Source organism: Alloyangia pacifica (genome assembly GCF_020524285.1).
Classification (GTDB): Bacteria; Pseudomonadota; Alphaproteobacteria; order Rhodobacterales; family Rhodobacteraceae; genus Salipiger; species Salipiger pacificus_B.
This window is the reverse complement of sequence record NZ_JAIVKX010000008.1, coordinates 113,675-131,324: the sequence shown is the minus strand read 5'-3', so window position 1 is coordinate 131,324 and position 17,650 is coordinate 113,675. Positions and strand designations below refer to the sequence as shown.

14 protein-coding genes are annotated in these 17,650 nt (G+C 68.3%); 9 read left to right on the top strand and 5 right to left on the bottom strand.

Features of this window, described 5'->3' with window-relative positions; genetic code table 11:
- The first annotated feature begins 477 nt into the window (after nt 1-477).
- A complete protein-coding gene (locus tag LC039_RS12290; protein WP_226624578.1) occupies nt 478-954 on the top strand; it encodes a DUF2938 domain-containing protein in 477 nt (158 codons plus the stop codon).
- Between the two features lie 270 nt (nt 955-1,224).
- On the opposite strand, the gene ettA is transcribed toward LC039_RS12290, so the two are convergent.
- Nucleotides 1,225-2,880 carry an energy-dependent translational throttle protein EttA gene (ettA, locus tag LC039_RS12285; protein ID WP_226624577.1) on the bottom strand — a complete coding sequence of 552 codons (1,656 nt, stop codon included), beginning with the start codon at nt 2,878-2,880 and terminating at the stop codon, nt 1,225-1,227.
- A 173-nt stretch (nt 2,881-3,053) separates the two neighbouring features.
- On the opposite strand from ettA, the gene LC039_RS12280 reads away from it, so the two are divergent.
- Both LC039_RS12280 and dacB read left to right on the top strand, forming a co-directional pair.
- Nucleotides 3,054-3,662, top strand: coding sequence for a nicotinate-nucleotide adenylyltransferase (locus tag LC039_RS12280; protein ID WP_226624576.1), 609 nt, complete (start codon nt 3,054-3,056; stop codon nt 3,660-3,662).
- Between the two features lie 85 nt (nt 3,663-3,747).
- Nucleotides 3,748-5,346, top strand: coding sequence for a D-alanyl-D-alanine carboxypeptidase/D-alanyl-D-alanine-endopeptidase (gene dacB, locus LC039_RS12275; RefSeq protein WP_226624575.1), 1,599 nt, complete (start codon nt 3,748-3,750; stop codon nt 5,344-5,346).
- A 30-nt stretch (nt 5,347-5,376) separates the two neighbouring features.
- On the opposite strand, the gene LC039_RS12270 is transcribed toward dacB, so the two are convergent.
- A complete protein-coding gene (locus LC039_RS12270) occupies nt 5,377-5,802 on the bottom strand; it encodes a tellurite resistance TerB family protein (protein ID WP_226624572.1) in 426 nt (141 codons plus the stop codon).
- A 121-nt stretch (nt 5,803-5,923) separates the two neighbouring features.
- Between LC039_RS12270 and LC039_RS12265 the strand changes: the two genes are divergently transcribed.
- Entirely contained in the window at nt 5,924-7,501 is a 1,578-nt protein-coding gene (locus tag LC039_RS12265) for a lysine--tRNA ligase (protein ID WP_226624570.1), read from the top strand.
- 186 nt (nt 7,502-7,687) lie between these two features.
- Nucleotides 7,688-9,976 carry a right-handed parallel beta-helix repeat-containing protein gene (locus LC039_RS12260; RefSeq protein WP_226624568.1) on the top strand — a complete coding sequence of 763 codons (2,289 nt, stop codon included), beginning with the start codon at nt 7,688-7,690 and terminating at the stop codon, nt 9,974-9,976.
- Nucleotides 9,977-10,031: 55 nt separating this feature from the next.
- Here LC039_RS12260 and LC039_RS12255 read toward each other — a convergent pair whose 3' ends face one another.
- Nucleotides 10,032-10,700: a hypothetical protein gene (locus tag LC039_RS12255; RefSeq protein WP_226624566.1), complete on the bottom strand. Its 669-nt coding sequence runs from the start codon at nt 10,698-10,700 to the stop codon at nt 10,032-10,034.
- A gap of 184 nt (nt 10,701-10,884) precedes the next feature.
- On the opposite strand from LC039_RS12255, the gene parA reads away from it, so the two are divergent.
- Both parA and LC039_RS12245 read left to right on the top strand, forming a co-directional pair.
- The gene (gene parA, locus LC039_RS12250; RefSeq protein ID WP_226624565.1) at nt 10,885-11,526 is read left to right on the top strand and encodes a ParA family partition ATPase; all 642 of its coding nucleotides are present in this window, start codon (nt 10,885-10,887) and stop codon (nt 11,524-11,526) included.
- Between the two features lie 20 nt (nt 11,527-11,546).
- Nucleotides 11,547-12,398: a DUF6206 family protein gene (locus LC039_RS12245; protein ID WP_319003718.1), complete on the top strand. Its 852-nt coding sequence runs from the start codon at nt 11,547-11,549 to the stop codon at nt 12,396-12,398.
- Between the two features lie 410 nt (nt 12,399-12,808).
- Here the strand turns inward: LC039_RS12245 and fsa are convergent, their stop codons facing one another.
- Entirely contained in the window at nt 12,809-13,462 is a 654-nt protein-coding gene (fsa, locus tag LC039_RS12240) for a fructose-6-phosphate aldolase (RefSeq protein WP_226624564.1), read from the bottom strand.
- 107 nt (nt 13,463-13,569) lie between these two features.
- Here fsa and LC039_RS12235 point away from each other — a divergent pair, with 107 nt between their 5' ends.
- Nucleotides 13,570-15,759, top strand: a complete 2,190-nt coding sequence (locus LC039_RS12235) for a primosomal protein N' (RefSeq protein ID WP_226624562.1) — start codon at nt 13,570-13,572, stop codon at nt 15,757-15,759.
- Nucleotides 15,760-15,941: 182 nt separating this feature from the next.
- On the opposite strand, the gene LC039_RS12230 is transcribed toward LC039_RS12235, so the two are convergent.
- Entirely contained in the window at nt 15,942-16,400 is a 459-nt protein-coding gene (locus tag LC039_RS12230) for an Lrp/AsnC family transcriptional regulator (RefSeq protein WP_226624560.1), read from the bottom strand.
- Nucleotides 16,401-16,488: 88 nt separating this feature from the next.
- Here LC039_RS12230 and LC039_RS12225 point away from each other — a divergent pair, with 88 nt between their 5' ends.
- Nucleotides 16,489-17,616, top strand: a complete 1,128-nt coding sequence (locus LC039_RS12225) for a type III PLP-dependent enzyme (RefSeq protein WP_226624558.1) — start codon at nt 16,489-16,491, stop codon at nt 17,614-17,616.
- Nucleotides 17,617-17,650: the final 34 nt, after the last annotated feature.

Here is a 17,650-nt window from a genome sequence, read left to right as displayed (position 1 = left end):
AAACGTCTGTATCGATAGACTGCGTGCCGGGTAGGAACTGGGTCGTCGAATAGAAGCCTAGCGTGCTCGACGCTGCCACGATTAGGCCTGAAATTCAAGGGGATTCGCTTTGGGTGGGGCGGCGCCTCGCCGCCAGGTTGGCAAGATTGTCACCATTGGCATCAAGGGGTTGCCCGGGAATGGGGGCTGCCGCGAAGGCCGGGTGGGCAGGGATCGGCCCATCTCGGGGCGCGCCTGGATCGGGGCTTGCCTTTGCCGCCGGCGGCGTTCTCGGGGGGAGGCGGGCGGCTTGCGGAGGCCGCTTGGCGATGGCTGCCCGCTCCGCGTCGGACGCCCCCGGTGCTGACCCGTGGGAGGGAGCCTGCCGCCCGGAATGCCGGGGTTGCGCGCCCGGCCCGCTGGGCCCCGCCAGGTGCATTCGGCCTTGTGGTGCGCTTGCCCTTGCGGCATCTCTGGTGCGTTCACAGGAGGTTAGCGATGCAGCAGGTACTTGTCGGACTGGCCATGGGGCTGGGAGGCACCATCGCCATGGACATCTGGGCGCTGCTGCTGCACCTCGTGCTCGGCTACCCGAAACCGGCGTGGCACAATCAAGGGCGCTGGCTGGTGCGCGCGCTCGGTGGCAAGGTCTTTCACGACGACATCGCCGCCACGCCGCCGATCCCCAACGAGAGCGCCATCGGCTGGGCCTTCCACTACGCGGTGGGGCTCGTCTACGGCGTGCTCTTCGTGCTGCTGGCGGGGCCGGGATGGCTGGCCGAGCCGCGCTTTCTGCCGCTCTGGCTCTTTGCGCTGGTCACCATCGCGGCGGGCTGGTTCCTGCTGCAGCCGGGCATGGGCCTGGGCTGGGCCCTGTCGAAAACGCCCGCCCCGTGGAAGGGGCGGGCGCTGGGTCTGATAGCCCACACGGTGTTCGGTCTTGGGATGTGGGCGGTGGCGCTGGCCGCCACCTGAGCGTCAGATCATCGCCCAGTCGGTGAAGCGGAACGCGGGCTGTGGCTCGGGTTCCGGTTTCTTGCTGGCCGTCTGGCGCGATTTCTGTGCGGACTGCGTGCTCATGTCGAACTCTTGAGGTCTATGCGTGTGTTGCACGGGAGGCCGGGCGATTGGCCGCTTCTCCCGCGGCAGGGCACCTAATCCTCGACCTCGAAAAACGAAAGACCCCACGCACCGTCAAGTGCGTGGGGTTGCTGATTTCGTGAGGCGTGAGCGGCGGAAACCGGCTCAGCGCGCGAATTTCTTGAACTTCACGCGGGTCGGCTCGAGCGCATCGGCGCCGAGACGGCGCTTCTTGTCTTCCTCGTAGTCCTCGAAGTTGCCTTCGAACCATTCCACATGCGCCTCGCCCTCGAAGGCCAGGATGTGGGTACAGATCCGGTCGAGGAAGAAGCGGTCGTGCGAGATCACCACGGCGCAGCCGGCGAAGTCGACAAGCGCGTCCTCGAGGGCGCGGAGGGTCTCCACGTCGAGGTCGTTGGTCGGTTCGTCGAGCAGCAGGACGTTGCCGCCCTCTTTCAGCAGGCGCGCCATGTGCACGCGGTTGCGTTCGCCGCCCGAGAGCAGGCCGACCTTTTTCTGCTGGTCGCCGCCCTTGAAGTTGAAGGCACCGCAATAGGCGCGCGAGTTGATCTGCGCATCACCGAGCTGGATGATCTCGGCGCCGTCGGAGATCGCTTCCCAGACCGTGGCGTCGCTGGCCAGATCGTCGCGCGACTGGTCGACGTAGGACAGCTTGACCGTGTCGCCGTAGGTGACCGAGCCCTCGTCCGGCTGTTCCTGCCCGGTGAGCATCTTGAACAGCGTCGACTTGCCGGCGCCGTTCGGGCCGATGACGCCGACGATACCGCCCGGCGGCAGCGAGAAGTCGAGATCCTCGATCAGGAGCTTGTCGCCCATGGCCTTCTTCAGGCCCTCGACCTCGATCACCTTGCTGCCAAGGCGCGGGCCGTTGGGGATGATGATCTGGGCCTTGCCGACCTTCTCGCGCTCGGACTGGCCTGCCATTTCCTCGTAGGCCGCGATACGCGCCTTCGACTTGGCCTGGCGGGCCTTGGCGCCCTGGCGCATCCACTCGAGTTCGCGCTCGAGGGTCTTCTGCTTGGCCTTGTCCTCGCGGGCCTCGTGCTCGAGGCGCTTGGCCTTCTGTTCCAGCCAGCTCGAGTAGTTGCCCTCGTAGGGGATGCCGCGGCCGCGGTCGAGCTCGAGGATCCAGCCGGTGATGTCATCGAGGAAGTAGCGGTCGTGCGTGACGCAGAGGATCGTGCCCTTGTACTCGATGAGGTGGTTCTGCAGCCATGCGATGGTCTCGGCGTCGAGGTGGTTGGTCGGTTCGTCGAGCAGCAGCATCTCGGGCGCTTCGAGCAGCAGCTTGCAGAGCGCCACGCGGCGCTTCTCGCCGCCCGAGAGAGTGGTGACATCCGCCTCGTCCGGCGGGCAGCGCAGCGCTTCCATCGCGACGTCGATCTGGCTGTCGAGATCCCACAGGTTCTGCGAATCGATCTCGTCCTGCAGCTGCGCCATCTCGTCGGCGGTCTCGTCGCTGTAGTTCATCGCCAGTTCGTTGAACCGGTCGAGCTTGGCCTTCTTCGCGGCCACGCCGAGCATGACGTTGCCGCGCACGTCGAGCGAGGCGTCGAGCTCGGGCTCCTGCGGCAGGTAGCCGACCTTGGCGCCCTCGGCGGCCCAGGCCTCGCCCGAGAAGTCCTTGTCGATGCCCGCCATGATGCGGAGCAGGGTCGATTTACCGGCGCCGTTGACGCCGACGACACCGATTTTCACCCCGGGCAGAAAGCTGAGACGGATGTTCTCGAAGCATTTCTTGCCGCCGGGATAGGTCTTGGAGACGCCGTCCATGTGGTAGACGTACTGATAGCTGGCCATCGGTTCCTCCGGTGAAAAAGCTTTGCGGGCGTGTATGGCACCGCACGGGGGGAAAGCAAATGCCTTGTTTCGCGGGATCCGCGGGGCCCGGGACCCCGGAGCCGGAAAAATCCGGTTGAACCCAAATCGAAATCCGGTGTCTTTGAGCATTCATTCCTGAAGGAAGGGGCGGGATGCTCTGGAATGCGCATCAGACCGGGTTTCACCTTGCGCCCGGGCAGAGGATCGGATTGCTCGGCGGCTCGTTCGACCCGCCGCACGAAGGCCATGTCCGCATCACGCTCGAGGCGCTGAAGCGCTTCCGGCTCGACCGGGTCATCTGGCTGGTCAGCCCGGGCAACCCGCTGAAACCGCAGGGCCCCGCGCCGCTGGAGGCGCGCCTCGCCGCCGCACGCGCGCTGATGCGGCACCCGCGGGTGCACATCAGTGGCTTCGAGGCGCTCGCCGGCACCCGCCACACCGCCCGCACGCTGGCGCTGCTGCAGGCGGGCCACGCCGGCGTGCGCTTCGTCTGGCTGATGGGGGCGGACAACCTTGCGCAGCTTCACCGCTGGGAGGACTGGCAGGAGATCATGCGCCGCGTGCCCGTCGGGGTTCTGGCGCGCCCCGGCAGCCGGCTTGCCGCGCAGGGCTCGGTGGCGGCCTCGGTGTTCCGACATGCCCGCCTGCCAAGCGCTGCCGCGCCATTGCTGCCGCTCTGTGCACCGCCGAGCTGGTGTTTCATCAACCTGCCGATGTCCGACCTCAGCTCGACCGCCCTGCGAGCGCGGGCGCGGCGGTGAGCTGCCCGCGGACCGGCGGAAATGTGAAGCGCGGCGACAGTGAGTGCGCTTGCTGCGCTAGGTCCGCATCGGTTAGATCGACGGTATGAACCGCGGTCACTCTCGTCGTCACTTCCTGCTCTCCCTTGCTGCAACGGGGCTTGCCTCTGCTGCGGCCCCGGCTTTTGCGGAGGCGCCCACGCGCTCGCTCAGGCCATTCGGGCGCGGTGACAAGCGGGCGGGGCCCGCACCCGACTCCCCCGAGGCGCTGATCGACAAGGCGCGGCTCGGCGACGGTCTGGTCGGCTTCGCGGTGCTGAGCGCCACCACCGGGCAACTGCTTGAAAGTCATCGCGGCACGCTGGGTCTGCCGCCGGCGAGTGTCGCCAAGTCGCTCACCGCCTCATACGGGCTCGACGTGCTGGGGCCGGATTACCGGTTCTCGACCGAGCTCTGGACCACCGGCGCCATCGTCGGCGGCGAATTGCGCGGGGATCTCGTGCTGGTCGGTGGCGGCGACCCGACGCTGGACACCGATGGGCTCGCCACGCTGGCGCGCAGCCTCGAAGAGGTGGGCATCAAGTCGATCACCGGGCGCTTCATCGTCGACGGTGGCGTGCTGCCCTACGCCCCGGTCATCGACACCGAGCAGCCCGATCACGTGGCCTACAACCCGGCGGTCGCGGGCATCAACCTCAACTACAACCGCGTCAGCTTCGAATGGGAGCGCAAGGGAGACGGCTACGAGGTCAGCATGGATGCGCCCTCGATGGCCGGGCGGCAGGGCGTGCGCATGGCGCATATGGCGGTCGCCGATCGCAACGGTCCCATCTACACCTATGAAGACCTCAACGGCCGCGACGAGTGGAGCGTGGCCAAGCATGCGCTCGGCAGCGGCGGCTCGCGCTGGCTGCCGGTGCGCAAGCCCGAGCTCTACGTGGGCGAGGTGTTCCAGGCGCTGGCCGGCGCGAAGGGGCTGCAACTGCCCGAGCCGGTGATCGAGCATGGCGTCGAGACGGTGGACTTCATCGGGCGGATCGAGAGCGAGCCGCTGCATGTCGTGCTGAAAGAGATGCTGAAGTATTCGACCAACCTCACCGCCGAGCTGGTCGGGCTGACAGCCACGCGCAAGCGCCTGGGGCATGCGCTGTCGATCAAGCATTCGGCCGAGGAGATGAACTCCTGGGCGCGAGAGAGTATGGGGCTGACCCATGTGGCGATGGTAGATCACTCGGGGTTGGGCGGTGACAGTCGCGTCGCGGCGGCGGATGTCGCCTCGGCGGTGCTGCAGGCCGAGCGGCGGCTGAACCTGAAGCCGCTGATGAAGCCGATCACCGTGCTCGACAACCGCGGCCGCCCGGTGAAGAACGCCTCGATCGAGGTGCATGCCAAGACCGGCACGCTCAATTTCGTCAGCGGGCTGGCAGGCTACGTCGACCAGCCGAGCGGCGAGGGGCTGGTCTTCGCGATCTTCTGCGGGGACGTGCCGCGCCGCGACGCGATCCCGATCGAGGCGCGCGAGCGTCCGCCGGGCATGCTGGCGTGGAACACCCGCGCCAAGATGCTGCAGCAGGACCTCATCCGCCGCTGGACCACGCTCTTCCCGGAGGGGAAGGGGCCCGAGACGGTTGCGTCTTCAAAGGTGACGCCCACCACGCAGACCTCTTCGGGCACGGTTGTCCCGGTGGAGGCGACGGCGCCCTGAGCGGCGCCCTCCGGTCTTAGGTCGCCGAGATCAGGCGCGCAGGTGCCGTGCCCGGGCACCGCGCTCGATGGCGGCGGCGTGCAGCCGGTCGATGTCGAGCTCGTAACGGATTTCCTCGAGCAGCCGCAGCTCTTCCTCGCGCAGCGTGCCATCGGCGGCGGCCACGTCGCAGGCCAGCGCATAGGCGGTCTCGTTCAGCCGCTCGGGCAGGTTGTCGCGCAGCAGGCCAAAGAGCGCATCGAGCCCGTCTTCCTGCTCGAAGAGGTCGAACACGAGGTCGGTGACCACGCGCATGCGGTCGATGTCATAGTCACTGAAGATCGGCAGCATGTTCACGGCGGATTCGATCTTCACCAGCTCGGCGGTGCGCATGTTCTCGTCCGAGGCCGAGATGGCGATCATCAGCGCGACAAGGCAGTCTTGCGGTGTCATCGGGTGCGGGGCGGCGTCGGGCACTGGAATACTCCGGAAAAATCATGCTACGGGCAATTTATTGACCCCGTGCCCCGCCTGCAATAGGAGGCGGTCGCACTGCCCCGTGATCGCGGGCGTTTCTTCCCTAATGGAGTGTTTCCTCATGTCCGAACTGCGCGACGCAGCAATGAGCTCGAAGGCCTGGCCCTTTGAAGAGGCGCGCCGGGTGCTGAAACGCTACGAGAAGACGCCCCCCGAGAAGGGATATGTGCTGTTCGAGACCGGTTACGGCCCGTCCGGCTTGCCGCATATCGGCACCTTCGGCGAAGTTGCGCGCACGACGATGATCCGCCGCGCCTTCGAGGTGATCTCGGACATCCCGACGCGGCTGATCTGCTTCTCGGACGACATGGACGGCATGCGCAAGGTGCCGGAAAACGTGCCCAACCAGGCGCTGCTGCAGGAGAACCTGCAGCGCCCGCTGACCTCGGTGCCAGACCCCTTCGAGGAGTTCGAGAGCTTCGGGCACCACAACAACGCCATGCTGCGCCGCTTCCTCGACACCTTCGGCTTCGAGTACGAGTTCTATTCGGCCACCGATTTCTACAAGTCCGGCAAGTTCGACGAGATCCTGCTTCGCTGCTGCGAGAAATACGATGATCTGATGAAGATCATGCTCAAATCTCTGCGCGAGGAGCGGGCCTCGACCTACTCGATCTTCCTGCCGGTCCACCCGGAGACGGGCCGCGTGCTCTACGTGCCCGTCAAGCATGTCGACGCCGCCGAGGGCACCATCACCTTCGACGATGACGACGGCAAGGAGTGGACCATCCCGGTTACCGGCGGCAACGTGAAGCTGCAGTGGAAGCCCGACTTCGGCGCCCGCTGGGCTGCGCTCGGCGTCGACTTCGAGATGTACGGCAAGGACCACTCGACCAATACGCCGATCTACGACGGCATCTGCCGCACGCTTGGCGTGCGCGCGCCCGAGCACTTCACCTACGAGCTCTTCCTCGACGAGAACGGCGAGAAGATCTCGAAGTCGAAGGGCAACGGCCTGTCGATCGACGAGTGGTTGACCTACGCCTCCTCGGAGTCGCTGTCCTACTTCATGTTCCAGAAGCCGAAGACCGCGAAGCGGCTCTGGTGGGACGTGATTCCCAAGGCGATGGACGAGTACCACCAGCAACTCCGCGCCTACCCGACGCAGGACGTGAAGGCGCAGCTCGCCAACCCCGTCTGGCACATCCACGGCGGCGACGTGCCCGAATCGAAGATGGTGGTGCCCTTCTCGATGCTGCTCAACCTCGCCTCGGCCGCCGGCGCCGAGGACAAGGAGGCGATGTGGGGCTTCATCCGCCGCTACGCGCCCGAGGCCGATGCCAGGACGCACCCGGATCTCGACGCCGCCGCCGGCTACGCGGTGCGCTACTACAACGACTTCGTGAAGCCGACGAAGCAGTTCCGCGCCCCCACCGAGCAGGAACGGGCGGCGATGGAAGATCTCGCATCGCAGCTCGAGGGCTACGACGGCGCGGCCGACGACGAGGCGCTGCAGACCATGGTCTTCTCGGTCGGCAAGGCGCATGAGTTCGAGAACCTGCGCGAGTGGTTCAAGGCGCTCTACGAGGTGCTGCTGGGTCAGAGCCAGGGGCCGCGCTTCGGCGGGTTCATCGCGCTCTACGGCGTCGCCGAGACCGCCGCGCTGATCCGTCAGGGACTTGCGGGCGAGTTGGGCTGACGCCCCTGAAATAATGAGACGAAGGGCCTTCCCGAGCGATCGGGGAGGTCCTTTTTCAATTGGCGGACGCCCCGTTGCGCCGGCATGGCGCGGTGCTGCCGCGGCCTTTTAACCTCTGCCCGTCAGCCTTGTTTCCCGTGGGATCGGCACGACCCCGCGAGGCGACAGAGAGCAGAGGTGCAAGCCATGAACATTGCGGTGACCGACGGGGTGGTGCTGACCCCCACGCCATTTTCCCAAGGGTTGAATGTCTGGTCGCGGGGCGACGGGCGGCCCGGGTCGGACACCTATGCCTCTTATGCCTCGGCGGCCTTCGTTCCGGCGGATGCGGAGTTCGGCGGCTGTCTCGAGCTGCAGAAGGCCGAGGCGACGCAGAAGCTGCGCTACATGGGGCAAACGCCGATATTGCCCGGCGTCTACCTGCGGATCACCGCACGGGTGAAGGCAGTCTCTGGCAATCTGCCTTCGATCCGCATCGCGGGCTGGGCCGGGCGCGGCAGTGACGTTGAGGTGACGGGTGTTCCGATGCAGGGCGACCCGGTCACGCTGAGCAGCTACGGCGAGGTGGTCGAGGTCTCGGCCATCGTCGGCACCGGGGCGCGCGGCGGCGTCGATCTCGTCTGGGGCACCGAGCCGACCTACGGTCACTTCGGGCTCGACCTGACCGGGCTCAGCGGCGGCGTGCTGCGGATCGACGACCTGCGGATCGAGGATGTGACCGGGGACTTCCTGCGCGGCATGATGGCCAGCGTCGACGTGCGAGACTACGGCGCGCTCGGCGATGGCAGCACCGACGACAGCGCCGCCTTCGAGGCCGCCGACGCGGTGGCGGACGGGCGGCAGATCGTGGTGCCCGCCGGAACCTACCGACTCGCCAACTCGGTCACGCTGGAGAATCCCGTGCGCTTCGAGGGGCAGGTGAGCATGCCCGCCTCGGCGATCCTCTCGCTGACCCGGGACTTCCACTTCCCCGCCTATCTCGCGGCCTTCGGTTGCGACGAGGCGCAGGCGCTGGCCAAGGGGCTGCAGTCGCTGCTCAACAACGCCGACCACGAGAGTTTCGATCTCTGCGGCCGCCGCGTGTCGCTGACCGCGCCGCTCGACGTGCGCGCGGCGGTGGACAACCGCGACACCTATTCGCAGCGCCGGGTGCTGCGCAACGGCCAGCTGCGCGCCGAGGCGGGGGGCAGCTGGGATGCGGTCAGCGTGTCCGGCACGGCCAGCTATTCCGCGTCGAACCCCTGGCAGCTGACCAACGTGTCGAACATCGCCAATATCGAGGTCGGCAGCCTGGTGAGTGGCGCCGGGGTGGGGCGCGAGATCTACGTGAAGGCAAAGAACGTCGGCGCCGCGACGATCACCCTGTCGCAGCCGCTGTCGGACGCCGTGGGCACGCAGGGCTACAGCTTCACCCGCTTCCGCTATTTGCTGGACTTCTCGGGCTTCACCAAGCTCGAGAAGTTCGAGATCGAGGACGTGGAGTTCCAGTGCTCGGAACTGGCGAGCGGGGTCATGCTGCCGCCGGCGGGCACGGTGAACGTGATCCGCAACTGCGTGTTCAACCGCCCCGGCCACCGCGGCATCACCTCGCCCGGAGACGGCTGCCAGGGGGTACTGATCGACCACAACCAGTTCCTCAGCGCCGAGCCCGAGCTTGCCACCCAGAACCGCCAGTCGGTGGCGATCAACACCAACGCCAACGACGTGAAGATCCGCGGCAACCGGGCCTCGCAGTTCCGCCATTTCGCGGTGGTCTCGGGGGCGCACGGGCTGATCTCGGGCAACCATTTCTTCCAGGGCGACGACAGCGGCGCGGGCATCCGCTCGGCGGGGATCGTGCTCTGCCTGCGCGCCTGCAACACCACGATCACCGGCAACTACGTCGATAATTGCTTCATCGAATGGACCAACGAGCGCGAGCCGGAGCCGGATTTCACCGGTGGTTTCGGCTTCGCGGGCCTGTCGGTGACCGGCAATGTCATGCTCTGCTCGGATGTCGCCGACTGGTTCTCATTCCTCGTGGTGAAGCCCTATGGCACCGGGCACATGGTCAACGGGCTGACCGTCTCGGGGAACCTCTTCCGCTGCGTCGGCGGGACGATCCAGCGAATCGACCGGGTCGACACCTCCTTCGCGCCGCTGAACCTCGATGCGATGCGGCGCGTCTTCGTCAGCTCGAACACCTTCCACAATGTCGAGCTGCAGACCGAGAACCCGCTGCCGGTTGCGCATGCGCAGAACAGTCCCGCCAGCACCTGGGTGGTGGAGACCGGAAACAAGCTGCCCTTCGGCGGGCAGGCGCGCGAGGTGCAGAGCCTGGTGCTGCGCTCGCGCCCACGCGATGCGGGCAACATCAGCCAGTTCGTGACGCCCTATACGACCACCGAGGGCGGCAGCGCCAAGGACGAGGTCCACGTGGTCTGGCCCGAGCCGATGCTGGGCGACCTGACCCTGACGGTGCGCATGGATCATTGATCTGCCTTTGTCACGGGGCGAGGGCCGGTGCCGCAAGGCGCCGGCCTTCCGCCATTCAGAACTCGGTCCAGAGGCCAAGGAGCAGGCCCGCGCTCTTGTCGCCCGTCAGGCCCCAGCTGCCGCCGATCTCGGCCTGCAGGCGCCTGCGCAGCGGCACCACCACCGAGGGGGCGAAGCGGGCGAAGGGCACATCGCCCTGCTGCACGCCGCTCTGGACCTGCAGGATCAGCCGCAGCTTGCGCGGCAGCCGGAGCCCATAGGTGAGATCGAGCTTGTAGTCCGTGCCCTCGGCGCCGCGCATCTCGGCCAGCAGGTCCGCGTTGAGCCAGCCGTTCTCCAGCCCGAGGCCGACCGACAGACCGGGCCGCAGCGTGGCCACCCCCTCGATCCGGCCCAACGCCAGCTCGGCGGCGACGCGCATCGGCCCCTTGCCGCGCAGCGGGACACGCAGGAAGGCGACCGCCTTTCCGCCGCCCGAGATCGACCGGCCGAGATCGGTGCCGAACGTCAGCCGGCGGTGCAGCCCGTATTCAAGATACAGCGTGTCGTAGCGCATCTCAGGGCTCGGAAAGTTCTGCACCGGTTCCTGCTGCGCCCAGCCGAGTCGCGTGGTTGTGCTGGCAAAGCCCTGTCCCTCGGGCTGCAGCCACGCCCCGGCGCAGAGCGTCCCGGGACCGGAGCCAAGCAGGGTGCAGGTCAGCGCGAGCAAGGGCAGGTGCCGCATCGGGAGCCTCCTGGGTCGGAAGCATGCCGGGCCCGGCTTAAGACCGAGTGAATCGCCCCGCGGTGCCTTCGTGCGTGGCCGGTGGGCGTCAGGTCATCTGGCCACTGGACGGGGTGCGGCGTTCGGATATGCTGCAGCTGCGAAAAGCCCCGGCAGGGGCCTGTCAGACAGCAGAGGGGGCGTCATGACCGGATCGGTGATCACCGTTGCGCAGCAGAAGGGCGGCTCGGGCAAGACCACGCTCTCGGCCAATCTCGCCATCGGGTTTCTTGCGCAGGGCAAGTCCGTGGCGCTGGTCGACATCGACCCGCAGGGCAGCCTCGGGCGCTGGTTCATGACCCGGCTCGAGCTGGCGCCGGGCGCCGTGGGCGCGCTGGAGTTTGCCACTTCCTCGGCCTGGGGCGTGACCTACGAGTGCCGCAAGCTGGCGGCGAGCCATGACGTGGTGATTGTCGACACACCGCCCAAGGCCGACAGCGACCTGCGCCCGGCGCTGCGCGCCGCCGACCTGGTGGTGGTGCCGGTCTCGATGAGCCACCTCGACCTCTGGGCCACCGAGGGCGTGCTCGATCTTGCGCGGCGGGAGAATCGCGCGGCGCTGGTGGTGCTCAACCGCACCCGGCCCGGCACGCGGCTCTCGGGAGAGATCGCCGAGGCGGTGCAGGCGATGGAGGTGCCGATCGCCGCCGCGCAGCTGGCCAACCGGGTCGGCTACGCCGAGGCCTTCGGACGCGGCCAGAGCGCCGCCGAGGGCCGCAAGACCCCGGCCCGCGCCGAGATCGCCGCGCTGACGGCAGAGGTGGCGGAGGCGCTGGCAAACGGGTAAAGCGGGCGGCAACAGGAGACATGACCCAGATGACCGATCACGCCGCGCTCGCCGAGACCATCCGCCGCCACCAGCAGGGGCAGGGCCAGCCGATCTCGCGCCTGGGGTATTTCTGCGCGCCCTTCCGCCCGGCCGACGGCCCGTTTGCCGACAAGGTGGTGAAGGTCTACCGCGGCCTGCCCGACGGCGCCGCGCTGGAGCGGCTGGCGCGGGCGCATGACGCCTATGTCGCGGCGCTGGAGCAGACCGGCGTGCCGCTGCCGCAGACCGAGTTCCTGCTGATGCTGACCGAGCAGGGCCGGGTGCCGGTGATCCTGCAGGAGGCGCTGCCCGAGGCCTCGCTGATGCGCCCGCGCATGCAGCGCGAGGATCTGGCCTCGACGCTGGCGATGATGGAAAGCGCCGGGCAGGTGATCGCGCAGTTCTGGAACAACGCCGACCAGATCGACGGCCGCGTCGGCTTTCATCCCTCGATCCGCAACTTCGCGGTGGTGGACGGGCAGGCGATCTTCTACGACACCTTCCCGCCGCTGATCGGCTACAGCCGCGACGAGATGGGCGAGCTGCTGCTGCAGTTCTCCGAAAAGCGCCTGATGCGCTGGGTCGGCCCGCTGCTGAAGTCCAAGGTCACCGGCATCCAGGACGAGTGGTACTCGGCCCCCGAGACGCTGGTCGGCCTCGTCGGTTCGGCCTGCCGCCTGCGGCCCGAGCACGCCAGCGCCTATCTCGACTGGGGCCGCGAGTTCGCCCCGCGCGCCATGCCGCGCTTCGCCGAGGAGGCGCTTGAAGGGCTCTCGCAGCCGCCGCGGCTGCCGGGCTACTGGACCGGCTTCCGCAAGCTGCTGGGCCTGCAGGGCGAGCCCAACCTCTGAGGGCGGCCCTGGCTCCGCCGCCGGATTCGCGTATTTGAAAAGAGAAGAAGCGGCAGGCGCTGCACAGGGATTTGAGCGTAATCTACCGTTAACCCTGATCGCATAGATTTTTCCGTGCGGTACAGGCTGGCGAGCCGACGACCGCAATAGGAGAAACCTCGCGGTCCCGCGGCCTTGTTGCGTTCCGGGGCCGCCGGATCGCGGGGTGGACCCGCGCGGTCCCCTGCTTCTTCTCTTTAGAAATACGCATGCCGGAACATTGCGGCGGGGCGCACGGCCGGGGCGGCATGGGCCCGTGGGCTATGCAAAGGCTTACGGAAAAGTCTTTCGGAAAAGGCTGCGGATAGGCGAAAGAAAAGGCCCGCCCCGAGCAGGGGCGGACCTTCGATATCCCGGATGGGAGGGCGCGATCAGACGATCTTGATGCCGGCCTTCTCGGCGTCGGCGACGAAGGCGGCGAGGCCCTTGTCGGTCAGCACGTGGTTGGCCATCGCCTTGATCACCGCGGGCGGCGCGGTGCAGACGTCGGCGCCGATCTTGGCGCATTCGGACATGTGGTTGGCGGTGCGGATCGAGGCCGCCAGCACCTGCGTCTCATAGCCGAAGTTGTCGTAGATCGCGCGGATGTCGGCGATCAGCTGCAGCCCGTCGAGGTTCAGGTCGTCGAGGCGGCCGATGAACGGCGAGATGAAGGTCGCGCCGGCCTTGGCGGCGAGCAGCGCCTGGTTGGCCGAGAAGCACAGGGTCACGTTGACCATGTTGCCCTCTTCCGAGAGCACCTTGCAGGCCTTCAGGCCATCCCAGGTCAGCGGCACTTTCACGGCGATGTTCGGCGCGATCTTGGCCAGCTTGCGGCCTTCCTCGATCATCGCGTCCGCCTCGAGCGCGACCACTTCGGCCGAGACCGGGCCGGGGACCAGCTCGCAGATTTCCTTGGTCACTTCGAGGATGTCGCGGCCGGACTTGGCGATCAGCGAGGGGTTGGTGGTGACGCCATCCACCATGCCGAGCTCGTGAAGCTCGCGGATGGCATCGACGTCGGCGGTGTCGACAAAAAATTTCATCTGGGTCAGCCCTCCAGGCTTGGCTTGGCATTCGGTCGCGCCTGTCTTACCTCAAGGAGTGAGGGGCGGGAACCCCCTTGGAAATAGCGCTAACGGACCTGCCCTCAATGGACGACCACTACGACGAAGGCACGCTGATCTCGGTGCTGACCACGCAGCCGCTCGACCGGCTGCTGGACTACAAGGCGCCGGCGGGCGGCTGCGCGCAGGGCGCCTATGTCGAGGTGCCGCTGGGGCCGCGCAAGGTGCTGGGCGTGGTCTGGGGGCCGGGGCAGGGCGGCTTCGATCCGGCCAAGGTCCGCGCGGCCTTCCGGGTGCTCGAGGCGCCGCCCATGCGCGCTGAGCTGCGCGAGTTCCTCGAGCGCTCCGCCGATTACACGCTGACGCCGCGCACCGCCATGCTGCGCCTTGCCACCCGCGCGCCGGGGCTGGGCGACGGGCCGGCGATGCGCAAGATCTACCGCAAGGGCGACAGCGCGCCCGACCGGATGACCGATGCCCGCCGCCGCGTCCTGGAGGTGCTCGACGAGATGGGCGGTCTGTCGCTGACCCTCAAGGAGCTGGCCGATGCCGCCGGGGTGACCTCCTCGGTGGTCAAGGGGCTGGCCAAGATGGGGGCGGTGCGCGAGGAGGAGGCGCCGCGCGACACACCCTTCCTGCGGCTCGACCCGGATCACGGCGGCAAGACGCTGACCGAGGACCAGGCCGCCGCCGCCGAGGTGCTGCGCGCGGGCGTGCGCTCCGGCAAATACGGCACGGTTCTGCTGAAGGGCGTGACCGGCTCGGGCAAGACCGAGGTCTACCTCGAGGCGGTGGCCGAGGCGCTGCGCAAGGGGCGGCAGGCGCTGGTGCTGCTGCCCGAGATCGCGCTGACCTCGGAGTTCCTGACCCGCGTCGAGGCGCGCTTCGGGGCAAAGCCCGCCGAGTGGCACTCGGGCGTCACTGTCACCGAGCGGCGGCGGGTCTGGCGGCAGGTGGCCGAGGGCGGCGCGCAGCTGGTGGTGGGGGCGCGCTCGGCGCTCTTCCTGCCGTTCCGCGACCTGGGCCTCACCGTGGTCGATGAGGAGCACGACACCTCCTACAAGCAGGAGGAGGGCGTGCTCTACAACGCCCGCGACATGGCGGTGCTGCGCGCCTCGATCTGTGCGGGGCGGGTGGTTCTGGCCTCGGCGACGCCCTCGCTGGAGAGCTGGGCCAATGCCGATGCGGGCAAGTATGAGCGGCTCGATCTCGTCTCGCGCTTCGGCCCGGCGGTGATGCCCGAGATGCGCGCGCTCGACATGCGCGGCGAGGATCTGCCGGGCAGCCGCTGGATCTCGCCGTCGCTGCAGGCGGCGGTGAAGCGGCGGATCGAGAAGGGGGAGCAGGCAATGCTGTTTCTCAACCGGCGCGGCTATGCGCCGGTCACCATCTGCCGCGCCTGCGGCCACCAGATCGCCTGCCCGCATTGCGATGCGCGCATGGTCGAGCACCGCTTCCAGCAGCGGCTGATCTGCCACCAGTGCGGCGAGAGCACGCCGAAGCCGGAGAAATGTCCCTCCTGCGAGGTCGAGGGCAAGCTTGCGGCGGTGGGACCGGGGGTCGAGCGGCTGGCCGAGGAGGCGGCGGAGGTCTTCCCCGAGGCGCGGCTGGCGGTGCTCTCGTCCGACCTCTTCGGCTCGGCGCGGCAGCTCAAGGCGGAGATCGAGAAGATCGCCATGGGCGGGGCCGACATCGTCATCGGCACGCAGCTCGTGGCCAAGGGGCACAACTTTCCCAATCTCACGCTGGTCGGGGTGATCGACGCCGACCTCGGCCTGCAGGGTTCGGACCTGCGCGCCGCCGAGCGTACGTTCCAGTTGATGCGGCAGGTGGCGGGGCGCGCGGGCCGGGCCGAGAAGCCGGGCACGGCGCTGCTGCAGACCTTCCAGCCCGAGCACCCGGTGATCCGGGCGATCCTCTCCGGCGACGAGGAGGGGTTCTGGAAGGCCGAGGCCGACGAGCGCCGCGCCGCCGGGATGCCGCCCTACGGGCGTCTGGCCGGGGTGATCCTGTCGTCGACCGAGGTGCAGGAGGTCTTTGATCTGGGCGCCGCGATGGCGCGGCAGGACGGGCCGTTGCGGCGCATCGGCGCGCAGGTCTACGGGCCGGCGCCAGCGCCGATCGCCCGGGTGCGCGGGCGGCACCGCGTGCGACTGCTGGTCAAGGCACCGAAGGGCGTGGCGCTGCAGGCGGCCTTGGCGGAATGGGCCGGGCAGTTCCGCCTGAAGGGAGAGCTGCGCATGGCCATCGACATCGACCCGCAGAGCTTTTTCTGAAGCCAGAGACACGGGCGCCGGGCGAGCGCTTGCCCGTGGGGTGGCGCCGCGGTTTTGCGCCTTGTACCAGCCAAGCCCGACCTTTCTTCGAGCCTCGTGCTGTGTGTCCGAAGCGCCAGCCCGGCGGGACGGGCAGGCGCTTGTTCGGCGGCTTCGCCCTGAGTCCGGACGGGTAGCCGCCTCTACCCCGCCCGGTTCAGCTTCGTGCTCAGGTGGATCAGGCTCTCCGAGCTCCGCACCCCGCGCGCCTCGGCGATCTTGTCGAGCGTGGCGTCGAGCTCCTCGGTGCTGCGGGCGCTGACCTGCACCAGCAGATCGACCCGGCCCGAAGTGGTATGCGCCGCCTCGACCGCAGGCATCTGGCGCAGGCGGGCGAGCACTTCGGGCTGGCTGCGCGGCTCGATGCACACGAGCACGGTGGCCCGGATCGGCGCCTTCAGCGCGGCGCCGCGGCGCAGGGTGAAGCCGGCGATGATGCCCCGCGCCAGCAGCCGGTCGATGCGCGCCTGCACTGTGGTCCGTGCCAGCCCCAGCTTGCGGGCAAGATCGGCCACCGGCAGCCGCGCATCCGCCTCGAGCAGCGCGATGAGCTGTCGGTCGGTTTCGTCGATCTGAATGGCTTTGTCGTCGATCTGTCGCATCATGTGCTGCATTCTGTGCCATCTGCCACGCGGATCCGAGCGTTTTCTGCGCCATGCTGAAAAGAAAACGCGAGAGGAGGCAGTGCCCATGCGGATCGATCCCACCCTTTCCCCGACGCCGGAAGCCTGGCTCGCGGCCAATGCGCCCGACGAGCCGGTGTTCTTCTTTCATCCGGCGCGGCTGGAGGCGGTGGCCCGCGAATTCCTGACCGGCTTTCCCGGCCTCGTGACCTACGCGGTCAAGGCCAACCCGGCGCCCGAGATGATCCGCACCCTGCACGCTGCCGGTGTCACCGCCTTTGACGTGGCCTCGCCCGCCGAGATGGCGCTGGTCCGGGCCGAGGCGCCGGGGGCGGTGCTGCATTATCACAACCCGGTGCGCTCGGCGGCGGAGGTCGCGGCGGGGCTGGAGGCCGGGTGCCTGTCCTGGTCGGTGGACCGGATGGCGGAGCTGGAAAAGCTGGCCGGCCTGCCGCGCGGCACCGAGATCGCCGTGCGGCTCAAGCTGCCGGTTGCGGGGGCTGCCTATGACTTCGGGGCCAAGTTCGGCGCGACGCCCGAGCAGGCGACGCCGTTGCTGCGGTGGGTGGCGGAGCTGGGCTTCACCCCCTCGATCACCTTTCACCCGGGCACGCAATGCACCAGCCCCGCGCCCTGGGCGCGCTATATCAATGAGGCGGCGGCGGTGGCCCGCTCGGCCGGGGTCACGCTGCACCGGCTCAACGTCGGTGGCGGCTTCCCCGCGCACCGCGATGCGGACCGGCCCGACCTGCAGGCGATCTTCGACACCATCCGCGAGGCGGCCCAGGGCGCCTTCGACAGCCCGCCGCAACTGGTCTGCGAGCCGGGGCGCGCGCTGGCCGCGGAAGCGCTGACGCTGGCGGCGCGGGTGAAGGGTGTGCACGACGAGGCGGTCTTTCTCAATGACGGCGTCTACGGCGGGCTCGCCGAATGGCGCGACATCGCGCCGATGGAGCGGGTGCGCGCGGTCAGCCGCAGCGGTGCCTCGCTGAGCGGCGAGCGAACCCGCCGCGTGGTCTTCGGCCCGACCTGCGACAGCATCGACCGGCTGCCCGAACTTCTGCCGCTGCCATGTGACCTGGCGGAAGGCGACTACCTGCTGTTCGAGGGCATGGGCGCCTATTCCCGGGCGCTGGTGACGGGCTTCAACGGCTACGGCGTGCGCAGGGTCGTGGAAATCGAGAGACAGGACTGAGATCACAGTCCCGGGCGCTGGACTCTGCTGCTGC